13 protein-coding genes are annotated in these 12,276 nt (G+C 73.8%); 7 read left to right on the forward strand and 6 right to left on the reverse strand.

Translation table 11 applies throughout. The annotated features are described in order from the left end of the window. Positions 1-73 precede the first annotated feature (73 nt). On the forward strand, positions 74-1,384 hold the full coding sequence (locus JO379_RS10040; RefSeq protein ID WP_209514644.1) for an MFS transporter: 1,311 nt from the start codon (positions 74-76) through the stop codon (positions 1,382-1,384). Here the strand turns inward: JO379_RS10040 and JO379_RS10045 are convergent. Both JO379_RS10045 and JO379_RS10050 read right to left on the reverse strand, forming a co-directional pair. Continuing rightward, on the reverse strand, positions 1,299-2,144 hold the full coding sequence (locus JO379_RS10045; RefSeq protein WP_130877470.1) for a sulfotransferase domain-containing protein: 846 nt from the start codon (positions 2,142-2,144) through the stop codon (positions 1,299-1,301). The genes JO379_RS10040 and JO379_RS10045 overlap by 86 nt on opposite strands. A 12-nt stretch (positions 2,145-2,156) precedes the next feature. Then, positions 2,157-2,801, reverse strand: coding sequence for a sulfotransferase family protein (locus JO379_RS10050; protein WP_209514646.1), 645 nt, complete (start codon positions 2,799-2,801; stop codon positions 2,157-2,159). 220 nt (positions 2,802-3,021) lie between these two features. On the opposite strand from JO379_RS10050, the gene JO379_RS10055 reads away from it, so the two are divergent. From JO379_RS10055 to JO379_RS10070, 4 genes are all read left to right on the forward strand, one after another. Then, positions 3,022-4,200: a YcaO-like family protein gene (locus JO379_RS10055; RefSeq protein WP_209514647.1), complete on the forward strand. Its 1,179-nt coding sequence runs from the start codon at positions 3,022-3,024 to the stop codon at positions 4,198-4,200. A 30-nt stretch (positions 4,201-4,230) separates the two neighbouring features. Next, complete coding sequence (locus JO379_RS10060; RefSeq protein WP_209514649.1) at positions 4,231-5,001, forward strand: class I SAM-dependent DNA methyltransferase; 771 nt, start codon at positions 4,231-4,233, stop codon at positions 4,999-5,001. Then, a complete protein-coding gene (locus JO379_RS10065; protein ID WP_130877474.1) occupies positions 4,998-5,840 on the forward strand; it encodes a class I SAM-dependent methyltransferase in 843 nt (280 codons plus the stop codon). The genes JO379_RS10060 and JO379_RS10065 overlap by 4 nt, the downstream gene beginning before the upstream one ends. 351 nt (positions 5,841-6,191) lie before the next feature. Beyond that, complete coding sequence (locus tag JO379_RS10070) at positions 6,192-7,175, forward strand: aKG-HExxH-type peptide beta-hydroxylase (protein WP_165451522.1); 984 nt, start codon at positions 6,192-6,194, stop codon at positions 7,173-7,175. On the opposite strand, the gene JO379_RS33885 is transcribed toward JO379_RS10070, so the two are convergent. The 4 genes from JO379_RS33885 to JO379_RS10090 form a co-directional block, all read right to left on the reverse strand. Beyond that, on the reverse strand, positions 7,072-8,052 hold the full coding sequence (locus tag JO379_RS33885) for a phytanoyl-CoA dioxygenase family protein (RefSeq protein WP_130877476.1): 981 nt from the start codon (positions 8,050-8,052) through the stop codon (positions 7,072-7,074). The genes JO379_RS10070 and JO379_RS33885 overlap by 104 nt on opposite strands. After that, entirely contained in the window at positions 8,049-8,969 is a 921-nt protein-coding gene (locus tag JO379_RS10080; protein ID WP_130877477.1) for an NAD-dependent epimerase/dehydratase family protein, read from the reverse strand. The genes JO379_RS33885 and JO379_RS10080 overlap by 4 nt, the downstream gene beginning before the upstream one ends. Next, a complete protein-coding gene (locus JO379_RS10085) occupies positions 8,969-10,111 on the reverse strand; it encodes a glycosyltransferase family 4 protein (protein ID WP_130877478.1) in 1,143 nt (380 codons plus the stop codon). The genes JO379_RS10080 and JO379_RS10085 overlap by 1 nt, the downstream gene beginning before the upstream one ends. 169 nt (positions 10,112-10,280) lie before the next feature. Beyond that, the gene (locus tag JO379_RS10090) at positions 10,281-10,514 is read right to left on the reverse strand and encodes a hypothetical protein (RefSeq protein ID WP_130877479.1); all 234 of its coding nucleotides are present in this window, start codon (positions 10,512-10,514) and stop codon (positions 10,281-10,283) included. Between the two features lie 66 nt (positions 10,515-10,580). Here JO379_RS10090 and map point away from each other — a divergent pair, with 66 nt between their 5' ends. Further along, positions 10,581-11,438 (forward strand): type I methionyl aminopeptidase, encoded by an 858-nt coding sequence (gene map / locus JO379_RS10095; protein WP_130877480.1) that lies wholly within the window; start codon positions 10,581-10,583, stop codon positions 11,436-11,438. Positions 11,439-11,586: 148 nt separating this feature from the next. Further along, on the forward strand, positions 11,587-12,249 hold the full coding sequence (locus tag JO379_RS10100) for a biliverdin-producing heme oxygenase (RefSeq protein ID WP_130877481.1): 663 nt from the start codon (positions 11,587-11,589) through the stop codon (positions 12,247-12,249). Positions 12,250-12,276 lie beyond the last annotated feature (27 nt).

The following is a 12,276-nucleotide window of genomic DNA, read 5'->3' on the forward strand; positions in this document are numbered from 1 at the left end:
TGCCCCCTGGTTCGTTGATCGCTAAGGAGGGCCGGGGACGGGCCGGTCGAGACCGTGGGAAGGGGCCGGGCTTGTGCGGGGGAAGGCTCGCCAGGCGTGGGCGCCGTTGGCCGTGCCGCGTTTCCGTGTGCACTTCGGGGCTCGTCTGCTGAGCTGGTCGGGCGGGGCGATCGCGCCGATCGGCCTGGCGTTCGCCGTGCTGGGGCTGCCCGGTGAGGGGGAAGGCGGCGGTCTGGGGCTGGTGCTGGCGTGCGGCACGCTTCCGCAGGCGCTGCTGTTGTTCTTCGGCGGCGTGGCGGCGGACCGGTGGCCGCGCGTCCGGATCATGGTGGCCGCGAACACCGTCTCCGCGGCCGCCCAGGCGGGTGCCGCACTGCTGCTGTGGTCACACCTCGCCCGCCTGTGGCAGCTGGCGCTGCTGGCGGCGGTGTGCGGGGCGGCCTCGGCGTTCTTCATGCCGGCGTCCTCGGGCCTCCTGGCGGACATCGTTCCGGCACGGACGCGGCCCGCGGCGAACGCGCTGCTGAGGCTGGGGCAGACCGTGACGCGGGTGGGCGGGCCGGCGGTCGGCGCGGCGCTGGTGGTGACCGCCGGGCCGCCGTCGGTCATCGCCTGCGACGCCCTGTCGTTCGCCGGCGCGGCGGTCCTGCTCGCGCCGCTGGCCGTCCGTGGTGCCGCGCCCGCGCCCCGGACGGCGTTCCGGTGTCAGTTGCGCGACGGATGGGCCGACTTCCGGTCGCGGCGCTGGCTGGTGGTCATGACGTGGCAGTCGGCTCTGGTCCTCCCGGTGTGGATGGCCGGCTACCAGCTCCTGGGGCCGGTGTACGGGCAGCGTGCCCTGGGCGGCGCCGGCGCCTGGGGCCTGGTGATGTCCGGCTTCGCCGCGGGCATGGTCGGCGGTTCCGCCGTGGCGCTGTGGTGGCGGCCGCGCGGCGTGGGGGTGGTGGCCTGCGCCGGCACCGCGGTCATGGCGGTCCCGCCGGCGGCGATGGCACTGCACACCGCAACGGCCGGTCTCGTCCTGGCCGCGGCGGCGGCCGGAGCCGCGGCGTCGCTGTCGACGACGGTGTGGACGGGGCTGTTGCAGGACGTGATCCCCCCGGACCGGCTGGGCCGGGTCACGGCGTACTCGGCTTTCGGCCAGGCGGTGACAGTGCCGCTCGGCTACCTGGCGGCGTCCCCCGCCACCCGGGTGCTCGGGCTGCGGGAGACGCTGGGCCTGGGCGCGGTACTGATCACCCTGCTGGCGGTGCTGCCGCTGCTGCTGCTGCCGGAGGTACGGCTGCTGGGCAGGCCGGTCACGGCGTCGGGTCGAGGCGGTGCGGAGCTGCGTCCGCCGCGAAGGCCGCGGGCTGCCACTGCGGTGCGAGAATCCGGCGCGTGACGTCGTCCACGTAGTCGATCTGCTCGGGTGTGAGGTAGTCGCGGAATCCGCCGATGACACCGCGGCGGGTCTTGTACGAGTCGGGGTCCCCGGGGATGGTGGGGCGCAGCCTGTCGGTGCCCAGCGCGTCGGAGAGTTCCATGGCGCGCATGGCCTTGAAGTCCGCGAAGGCGGCCGCGGTGCGCAGGGTCTCCTCACCGGCCGGGGGCAGGCCGCAGAACTCCAGGACGCGCCCGAGTTCCCCGGCGGTGTCCGCCGTCAGCCTCTCGTAGGAGGTGAGCAGGAACGAGGCGGGGACGTCCTGCCGGGCGTGCCAGATGTTCCAGAAGGTCAGGCAGGTCTTGACGCTGCCTTCCTCCTCGCTCAGGAAGTCCCCGATCCCCCGGTCGTACGGGGGCTTCTTGCGGTGGGTCCGCTGGAAGTAGCGGGAGACAGCCGTGTCCCGGATGTCGCGGACCAGGAGGACGACTTTCCGGTCGTGGTAGAAGTCCTTGTTCCACGACAGCTCGGCCGGGGTGCGCCAGGCGACGAAGTCGTCGTGCCAGTAGACGATGCGCGGGACGGCGGAGTCGACCGCGCTGTAGTCGGTCAGCGTCAGGTCCCGGCAGACCTCCATGGGGATCCCGCGCGCCTCCGAGATGGCCTTGGCCATGAGGACCCGCAGCCAGGTGCGGCCGCACTTGGGGAAGGAGACGACGTAGACGTCGCCTTCCGCGTCGATCTTCGCCTCGGGGTCGGTGGCGAAGGGGGGAAGGGGCACGGTGGTCCTTTCCTAGTGCGGATTCCCGTCGGCAGCCGTCCGGTTGCGGTGCGGGAAGGGTTCGTCCGGTACCGGCACGCCGAGAAAGGGGGCGAGCCGTTCGTACCCCTGGCCGGCGGCGATGTCGAGCACCAGCAGGTCGTCGTCCCGGCCGGCGAAGTGGCGGGCCGCCTCGGCGGCGTGCCGCCGGACGACCCGGCGGAACCGTTCGGGGTGGAAGGCGTGGCAGCCGTACACCGCAGCCCGCAGGAAGCGCTGGAGGTCGACGTAGCCCTGCCCTCGGTGCGCTTTGCTCTCGACGGGCCGTTCCCAGTGCTTCCGGCAGGAGCGCAGCCAGCTCTCCTCCTCGCGGACGGTGAGGACGAACTTCGCCCCCGGCCACAGCAGGTCCAGGTCCTGGTAGCAGTGCGCGACGGTGATGTCGGTGATCCCGTCGTACCGGTCGAGCAGCGGGAAGCGGGCGGTGCCGGCCAGCAGGGTCGCGTAGGTGGCGGGGTCGGCCGGGTAGTGGACGACGTCGAAGCCCAGGGTGTGCAGGGCGCTGGTGAGTGAGGTGGTGCCGGTGCGCGAGAGGCCGATGCCGAAGACCTTCGGCTTCGTGCGGTGCGAGGGGGCGGGCGGCGCGGGACGGGGCCGGTCGGTGCCGTCGGCTGTCACGGTCGGCCTCCTCGGCGGATGGACGGGACGCGCGGCTCCGGCACGCCCTGGGCCGGACCGGCTGCTCTCACCGTGCCCCACTCCCGCGGTTCCTTCAACGGGGCGTCACCAGCCGCCCGTTCACGCCGCGGGAGCCGCGGACGCACCGTTGTGCGCGGCCGGGGCCTTTGGTCCAATCGTGGCGACGAGGGAACTCGCACGGACGGTGCCGGGAGGCGCGATGTCCACGCTCGGGCACGCCCCTGTGCGCCGCTGGGAGCCGCAGGTGTTCACGCCGTTCGCGGAGAGTCCGGGCGTCGTCTTCGCGCGGACCGCCGCGCGGTCGGCGGAGTTCGGCCCGGCGGGCGGCGCGGGCGCGAGCGGAACCGACGTCATCGTGGGCGGCGCGGCGGGGGACGACCGTACCGACGTGGCCCGGCGGGCCCGGGGCGAGCTGCTGGAGCGGATGGGCAACATCCTGGCCGGACGGCGGGCCGAGAGCGCCGCGCGGTGGCTGGGCTCCTACGAGGACTGGCGACGGCGCGGTGTGCCCGCCCTCGACCCGGCCGCGCTCTCCGGCTCCACCGGCGACCGTGCGGCGCGCGGCCTGTGGGTCACGGCCCGGTCCCTGCTCACGGGCGAGGAGCTGCTGGTCCCGGCGGGCGCGGTGTACCTCCGGCACCGGCCGCCCGCGGGCTGCGCGGCGTGGGCCGGGGCGGGCTCCACGGGTCTGGGCGCCCACCCCGACCGGAGGGAGGCCGCCGGCCACGCGGCCCGGGAGATCCTCGAACGCGACCTGATCCGCCGCAGTTGGTACGAGCCCGGTGCGCCCGCCCCGCACGCGGCGCCCGCGCTTCCGGCCGATCTCCCTTCCCCCGTGCGGGAGGTACTTCAGCGGCGGGGAGAGCGCGCCACGGTGCTGTCGCTGCCCGCACCCGGCGGGACGGTCTGCGCCGTGGTGTGCGTGCACGCCGGCGACTGCACGGCACAGAGCTTCGGCGCCCGGTGCGCTCCCGCACGCCACCGCGCGTCGGCCGTGGTGAGCGCGGCCTACGAGGCGCTGATGGTCCGGTGGAGCATGACCAGCCCCGCCGCGGTCCGTACCTGGGACCGGTGGGGCGGCCGGACTCCGCCCCGCTCGGCGCTGGAGCACGCGCTGTGGACGTTCCACCGCCAGGACAGCCTGGGCCACTGGCTGGACCGCCCGCGGTCGCCGGCGGTGCCCTCGGGGGCGGGGCCGGACGACGGTCCGGCCGCGCTCGCCGCGTACACCGGTGAGGACGTCCTGCTGGTGGAGACGGACACCCCGCGGATCCGGGCCGAGGGCGTCACGGTGCTCCGGCTGATCGCCCCCGGGACGCGGCCGCTGCCGTCGGGCGACGGCGGAACACCGGACGCACTGCCGCACCCCCTCGGCTGACCCGCCCGCATCCCTTGAGGAGGCCCGAAGATGACCGGTTCCGGCCCGCCCGACTACACCGCCTTCGCCACCCGCTACGACTCCTGGTTCGCCCCCTCCGACCGTGTCACCGAGGACACGGCCGGGGCCCTGGCCGGGCTCGCGAAGTCCGCGGGTCCGGGCCCCGTCCTGGAACTGGGCATCGGGACCGGACGGGTCGCCCTGCCCCTGGCCGCGCGAGGGGTGGAGGTGCACGGCGTCGACATCTCACCCGCGATGGTCGAGCAGTTGCGCGCCAAGCCCGGCGGGCGGGACATCCCCGTCACCCTCGGCGACTTCCGGACCGCGGACGCGAGGGGCCCCTACGCGCTCGTGTACGTCGTCAACGGCGCCTTCGCCGAACTGCCCACCCAGGACGCCCAAGTGGACTGCTTCGCGCACGCGGCCCGGCTGCTGCGGCCCGGCGGTCTGTTCGTCCTCGACGCCCATGTCCCCGAAGCCCTCTCCTCGGGCGCGCAGGGCGCGCCGGCCGACGGCCAGGTGCTGTCCACCCGCGGCGGTGAAACGGTCCTGCGTTTCCGCGACATGGACCGGGCCGAGCAGCGCTACCGCTCCCACTACATCGTCCTGGCGAGCGGGGCGGCGGGAGGTGTGGAGATGCACCGCACGACGGTGTCCTTCCGCTACGCCGCCGCGTCCGAGCTGGATCTGATGGCCCGGCTGGCGGGGCTGCGGCCGCGCGAGCGCTGGGCGGACTGGACGGGCGCCCCCTTCACCTCCGCGAGCGCCTTCCACATCTCCGTGTACGAACGTCCGGCGTGACCGGCAGGGAGCGGGCCGTGGCCGAGGACCCCGCCGTCTACATGGCGGAGAACCGGCGGCAGTGGGAGAGCTGGACCCCCCGGAAGGCCGCCTCCGCCCGCTCGGGCCTCGACGGCTTCCGGCGCGGCGGCGTGCGCGTCCACCGGGTCGAGCGCGACGAGGTGGGGGACGTGTCCGGCCGCACGCTGCTGCACCTGCAGAGTCACATGGGGGTGCGGACCCTCTCCTGGGCCCGGCTCGGCGCGCGGGTGACGGGGGTGGACTTCTCCGCCGAGGGCACCGCGACCGCGCGTTCCCTGGCCCGGGCCATCGCGCCCTCGGCCCGCTTCGTGTGCGCGAACGTCTACGACCTCCCCGAGCACCTGGACGGGACGTTCGACGTCGTCTACATGTCGCACGGCACCCTGGGGTGGCTGCCCGACCTGGGGAGGTGGGCGGAGATCGTCGCCCGGTTCACCGCCCCGGGAGGACGCTTCCACCTCTTCGAGGCGCACCCCACCGCCTGGCTCTTCGACCAGCGGGCGGACGCGCGCGAACTGTGCGCCCGGCACGGGTACTTCAGCCCCGGCGAGCCGCTGCGCTGGCGTTACCGGAGGCCGCACGCGGCCCCCGGCACCGACGCGGACGGCTGGGAGTACTGCTGGGGGCACGGCATGGGGGCCATCGTCACGTCCCTGGTGGCCGCCGGGCTCGCCATCGGCCACCTCCATGAACGGCCGTTCGTGGCCTGGCCCATGTTCCCCTTCCTGGAACAGCGGGACGACGGGTGGTGGCACCTTCCCGACGACATCCCCTCCGTGCCGCTGTCCTTCTCCCTCATGGCACACAAGCCCCTGTGAACTCACCCGGCGGAGCGGCCGGCGGAAGGTTGGCCGAGAATCGGGCCCCTGACCGGTCCGGCCGCCCGCGCGCCATGGCGATCACCGCCTCCGGGCTGCACGATGACAAGCGGATGTGCCGGTGCGCCGGTGCACCCGCGACCGCGACCCCCTTCACTACTCAGGGAGTGAACATGCCCCAGGACATCGTGGAGATCGAGGAAGTACCGGCCGAGGAACTCCCCGAATTCGCGCTGATGATCGACATACCGTTCGAGGACTGAGCACGGCACACCACGGCCGTACTCCGGCGGCCTGCCGGCAGCCACCCGGCCGGCCGCTGCCCACGACATCCCGGCGAGAGGACCAGGATTGGACGTCGAGCCCGACCGCTCCTCGGCCCGGGACGACCAGGACGCCCTGCGGCGCCTCCTGCTGAAGGCCGCGACGGCGGCCGGACTGCCGGAGCCTGCTGCCGGATGGACGATTCCCCCGCACCCCGCGGCCGTGGAGGCGGTGCACCGCGCACAGCGCGAGCGGCGGTCCGCCCCTACCGGCGGGCCGGCCCGGCCGTCGCCGCGGAGCCCGGCGGCGGAACCGCTCGACCCCGTGGACCCGGCGGATCACCCGCACCTCGCCCGCAGCCTGGCGCGCGCACTGGCCCGGCTGCCGGACCGCACGGCGGCGGACGGGCAGCCGGTCACCGCCTCACCGGGGGCGTGGTCCGCGGCCGACCGGGCCGTCCTGGCGGACGCGCTCGGACTGCTGGGCACCGTGTGGCCGCGGATGCTCGGTGAACTGCGGACGGTGGTCGCCCAGGTGGCGCTGCTGGACGGCATGGCGATCGACGGTTACACCGACTTCACCGTGCACGGTGCCGTTCTGATCAACCGCAGACGTCTCTCGCCGACCCGTGCCGGGCTGCCCGGTCCGGTACGGCTCGCGGAGGCCCTGGTCCACGAGGGGACGCACAACCGCTGCAACGCCGCGGCCGTGAGCGAGCCGTTCCTCACGCCCGCCGCCGACGAGCGCGCGGGCCTGCTCGCAACGCCGCTGCGGGCCGATCCGCGGCCCTTGAGCGGGCTGTTCCAGCAGACGGTGGTGCTCGCCCGCTGTGTGCAGCTGTACCGGCGGATCGCCGGAGGACAGGGGGCGGGCGGGCCCGCCGGGCAGGCCGCGGGTGAGCGGCACGACCGGCTGCTCGGTGACCTGGGCGCGGCGGTGACCGCGCTGGAGGCCCACCGGGCACAGCTCACCGGGCACGGCCGGCGGCTGCTGGACCAGAGCGCCCTGATCGCCGCGGCAGCCCGCGGCGGGGCCACGCCCGCAGCAGGTCGCGGACACCACCCGCGGTGAGCCGGGAGCGCAGTGCCGCCAGGGGCTCCAGCGGGCCGCCCAGCAGCCGCGGGTCCTCGTAGGGCACCCAGCCGGTGGCGTGCCGGGGGTAGCGCGGCGGGCCGAGACAGAGGCGTTTGGTGATGACGAAGCGCGTCTCGTCGGTGGTGTTGGGCTGCGAGGCGTGCAGGTGGTCCCCGGCGAAGAACAGGATGTCCCCCGCGGCCAGTTCGATGTCCATGGGCGGGCCGGTGTGCTGGCCCGGGACGAGGGTGTGCCGTCCGTCGTGCCGTGGGCGGCGGTGGTAGGCGTCGGGATAGAAGACGAGACCGTTGCCCCTGCGGACCGGTCCGACGGCCATCCACAGGTTGACCGAATTGACGGCGGTGTTGAACCACGAGTCGACGTGCGCGTCACGCGGTGTCAGGAACCCTTCGAGACCGCTCGGCACGCCCCCGGCCAGGGACCGCTGCGGGGGCATGACGCGGATCCCGAGGTGACCGCCGAGGTAGAGGCGCGCGCCCTGCGGTTCCAGGGCCCGCGCGACATCGCGCAGGACCGCCTCTGCGAGGGGGCGGAGCCGGGTCTCCAGATCCGTGCGGATCGCGGTGATCTGCTCGGTGTCCGCGTGGAGGTGCAGCCTCTCCAGGGAGTCCCCGACGCGCGCGGCGGCGGGGCCGGGCAGGATCCGCGCCACCGCGCGGCCCGTCTCGCACCGGATCTCCTCCAGGGCCCCGGCGCGCCGGAGACCGCCCTCCACCACGACCAGCGCGCCGCGAAGGACGTGCCGCAGCGAGACGGGGATGCCGTGCCCGGCCGGTGTCACGGTGTGGACGGGCGCGGGCCGCGGTGGCTGCGGGCCGCCGGGGGTGCCGGTCCGGTCGGGCCGTTCGTTCACGGGCTCTCTCCCGCCATGGCCGTGATGCCGTCGTGCAGTGCCGTGCGGGGGTGGAAGCCGAACGCCCGGCGGGCGAGCGTGATGTCGGCGCCCGTGTGCCGGGCGTCGCCGGGCCCCGCGGGGCGGGAGACGACCTCGACCGGGCCGACGAGGTATTCGACGGCCGCGACGGCCTGTTTCATGGACACGGGCGAGCCCCCGCCGAGGTTGGCCACCCCCGTGAAGCGGGACCGGGCGGCGTCCCGCATCGCGGTGACGACGTCGAGGACGTAGGTGAAGTCGCGGGTCTGCTCACCGTCGCCGTACAGCGGGAAGGGGGCGCCGCCCCGGGCGGCGTCGAGGAGGCGGGCGAAGGCCATGTCGGGGCGCTGCCGGGGCCCGTAGACGGTGAAGAGCCGCAGGGAGACGGTGGGCAGCCCGTAGGCCGTGCGGTAGAGCTCGCACAGGTGCTCCCCGGCGAGCTTGGTGATCCCGTAGGGGGACACCGGCCGGGGGCAGGCGGTCTCGGGGGTGGGCGTTGGGGCGTCGCCGTAGACGGAGGAGCTGGAGGCGTAGACGAACTTGCCGACCGGGCGGGTCCGTACGGTCTCCAGGAGGGCCTGGGTGGCCAGGACGTTCCGGGCGGTGTAGACCGGGAACTCCGCTCCCCAGGAGGGCCGCACCCCCGGCTGGCCCGCGAGGTGGTAGACGGTGTCGGCGCCGTCGAGGAGCGGGCCGAGGTCGGCCGTGAGGAGGTCGGCGCGGTGGAAGGTGAACCCCGGGCGGGGGGTCAGGGTGCGCAGATTGCGTTCCTTCAGCGCCGGGTCGTAGACATCGGTGAAGGAGTCGACGCCCACGACGGTGTCGCCCGCCGCGAGCAGGTGGGCGCATAAGTGGGAGCCGATGAAGCCGGCCGCGCCGGTCACGAGCGCCCGCATCACGGCTGCCCGGCGACGGTGGCGGGCGTGCGGCCGGGCAGGACGAGGTCGACGCGCGCCCGCCAGGTGTACCGGGTGGTCAGCCGGTGCCGGGCCGTGGCGCCGAGGGCCTGCCGGGCGGACGCGTCGGCCGCGAGGTGCGTGACGGCGTCCGCCCAGGCCGCCACGTCGTCGGGTGCGCGGAGCAGGCAGTCGACCCCGTCGGTCAGCACCTCACGGAGCACCGGCAGGTCCGAGGCGATGATCGCCCTGCCGTGGGCCATGTACTCGAACAGCTTCATCGGTGAGACCCAGCGGCTGATGTCGCCGAAGCCGCCGGCGCACCCCACCTTCGTCTGGTAGGGCGCGAGGACGATGTCGAAGGCGCGGTAGTAGGGGTGCAGCGCGGCCGGCGGGTGGTGGCCGTGGAAGAAGACATTGGGGTGGCTGCTCCGGCTCTGCCAGTGGGAGCGGTCCTGGTCGGTGCCCCCGACCAGGTGGAAGTCGACGGCGGGCAGGCGTTCCGCGAGCGCGAGGATGACGTCGGTGCCCCGCCCGGGGTAGAGGTGCCCGACGTAGCCGACGGCGAGGGCTTCCGGCCGGCCGGGCAGCGTGGCCACGGGCCCGCCGGGGGGTACGGGGTCGGCGCAGTCGGAGGCCGTCACCAGATCCACGTCCGTACGTGCCCGGAGCTGCGGGAACGCCCTGCGGTAGTCGTCGGCGAGCGCCTGGGAGACGAAGACGACCCGGGTGAGGGCCCGGTGGCGTAACAGCAGCCGCTCGATCCCCCGCACGGCCCGGTCCGGCCACAGCAGGTGGGTCTCGTAGACCACCGGGGCCGTCCCGGCGGCCGCGAGCAGCGCGTAGGGATCCCTCCCGTACAGGACGTCGGGTGCGGCCCGGCGCCGTAAGGCGCCGCGTACCCGGCGGGCGCGGAGGAGCGGCCCGAGGACCGGCGCCGAGGGGAGGGGGACGGTGTGCACGGGGAAGCGGTTGCGGGTGCCGTAGTACGCGTGGAGGTCGTCGGTGCGGGCGGTGCCCGGGACGGCGTACAGCTCGATGTCGTGCCCGGCGTCGGCGAACGCGTCGCACATCCGCATGACGTGGACCCCGTTGGCATAGACGGAGGGGACGCTTCCAGAGTGCAGATAGGCGATCCGCATGGCCGGTGACCTCCGGGACGTCGTGGTGCCGGGCGAGGGGTGGCCCTCTCATTCGGTCAGGGCGGGGCGGCCGGGGGAAGACCGCGAACCAGCCGAACGCGACCGCGGGCTGCTGTGTTCTGTCCTCGAACGCCGGACGGGCCGGCCGGCCCGTCCCGCGCTCACTGCCTCAGCCCTTCTTGTCCCCGCTGTCCTTGTCCCCGTCGTTCCAGCGGGGGTCCTCGCGCCATTCCTCTTCGCGCTCGCGCGCCGTCTCCATCGCGTGCGCGGCTTCCTCGCGGGTCTCGTACGGACCGAAGCGGTCGGCGGCCCGGCACTGGGGGCCCTCTTCCACCGTGCCGTGCTTGAGGCAGTAGTACCACTCACCGGGCTTGCCGGCCGTGCGCCGCTTGAACAGTGCCATCAGGTCTCCTCCAGCGTGGGTGCTCGACCACATGGTCCCCGAAAGCCGCTGGCTACACTCGCTGACATGTCTGGCCAGTCGCTTCTCACCCCGGGGACCCTCTCCCCCGCCCGCCCCGTCCCCGCCTCGATCCCGCGGCCCGAGTACGTCGGTAAGGACGCCCCCACCCCCTATTCCGGCCCTGAGATCCAGGATGCCGAAACGATCGAGCTGATGCGGATCGCCGGTTCCATCGCCGCGCGGGCGATGGAGGAGGCGGCCAAGCACATCGCCCCCGGCGTCACGACGGACGAGCTGGACCGGGTCGCGCACGAGTACATGTGCGACCACGGTGCCTACCCCTCGACGCTCGGCTACCGCGGCTTCCCCAAGTCGCTGTGCTCCTCCGTGAACGAGGTCATCTGTCACGGCATCCCGGACTCCACGGTGCTGCGCGACGGCGACATCGTGAACCTCGACGTGACGGCGTTCATCGGCGGCGTGCACGGCGACAACAACGCCACCTACCTCTGCGGCGACGTGGACGAGGAGTCGCGGCTGCTCGTGGAGCGCACACGCGAGGCGCTGAACCGTGCCATCAAGGCGGTCAAGCCCGGCCGCCGCATCAACGTCATCGGCCGGGTCATCGAGTCCTACGCCAAGCGCTTCGGCTACGGCGTCGTGCGCGACTTCACCGGCCACGGCATCAACTCGTCCTTCCACTCCGGTCTGATCGTCCCGCACTACGACAGCCCCCACCACGACACGCTGATCCAGCCGGGCATGACGTTCACGATCGAGCCGATGCTCACCCTCGGGACGTACGAGTACGACATGTGGGCGGACGGCTGGACGGTCGTCACGAAGGACCGCAAGCGCACGGCGCAGTTCGAACACACACTGGTGGTGACCGACACGGGAGCGGAAATCCTCACCCTCCCGTAGTGCGGCCGGGGGCGGTAGGGTTTTACCGACAGCACGTCGGGAAGAGATTGACTTAGGTAAGCCTAACTAGAGAGAATCGGCGGTGTCGGCGCGCTCGCGCGCCCCCGGCACCGTCCCCTCCCGCCCTCTCCGTCACCGGAGGTCCGCCTTGGACTCGCCCGTCACGACGCCGTTCTCCACCTTGATCCGTACCGCCTCGCACGAGCAGCACACGGAAGCCGAGAACTCGTCGTTCATGAGCGACATGCTCGGCGGCAGGCTCGGTGTCGCCGCCTACCGCCGCTACACCGAACAGCTCTGGTTCGTCTACCGCGCCCTGGAGTCCGCCTCGGCCCTGCTGGCCGCCGACCCCGTCGCCGGTCCGTTCATACGGCCCGAGCTGGCCCGGACCGCCCAGCTGGAGCGCGACCTCGCCCACCTCGGCGGACCCGGCTGGCAGGCCGGGCTCACGCCGCTGCCCGCGACGGCGGCCTACGCGGCCCGGGTCGAGGAGTGCGCCCGCACCTGGCCCGCCGGCTACGTCGCCCACCACTACACGCGCTATCTGGGCGATCTGTCCGGCGGCCAGATCATCCGCGGCACCGCCGAGAAGACCTGGGGCTTCGCCCGCAAGGGCGACGGCGTCCGCTTCTACGTCTTCGAGGCCATCGGCAACCCCGCCGCCTTCAAGCGCGAGTACCGCGAGCTGCTGGACGCGCTGCCGGTCGACGACCTGGAGAAGCAGCGCGTGGTGGACGAGTGCAAGCGCGCCTTCGCGCTGAACACGGCGGTCTTCCAGGAGCTGGGGCGGGAGTTCCCGCTGAGCGCGTAGGCCTGGCCGGACGGGCTGGGACCCAGC

This window comes from Streptomyces syringium, from assembly GCF_017876625.1.
Classification (GTDB): domain Bacteria; phylum Actinomycetota; class Actinomycetes; order Streptomycetales; family Streptomycetaceae; genus Streptomyces; species Streptomyces syringius.

Excerpts from the sequence above, each read along its gene's own strand:
- JO379_RS10060 (WP_209514649.1), top strand. The coding sequence starts at position 4,231 with ATGACCGGTTCCGGCCCGCCCGACTACACCGCCTTCGCCACCCGCTAC.
- map (WP_130877480.1), top strand. The coding sequence starts at position 10,581 with ATGTCTGGCCAGTCGCTTCTCACCCCGGGGACCCTCTCCCCCGCCCGC.
- JO379_RS10090 (WP_130877479.1), bottom strand. The coding sequence starts at position 10,514 with ATGGCACTGTTCAAGCGGCGCACGGCCGGCAAGCCCGGTGAGTGGTAC.
- JO379_RS10085 (WP_130877478.1), bottom strand. The coding sequence starts at position 10,111 with ATGCGGATCGCCTATCTGCACTCTGGAAGCGTCCCCTCCGTCTATGCC.
- JO379_RS10055 (WP_209514647.1), top strand. The coding sequence starts at position 3,022 with ATGTCCACGCTCGGGCACGCCCCTGTGCGCCGCTGGGAGCCGCAGGTG.
- JO379_RS10080 (WP_130877477.1), bottom strand. The coding sequence starts at position 8,969 with ATGCGGGCGCTCGTGACCGGCGCGGCCGGCTTCATCGGCTCCCACTTA.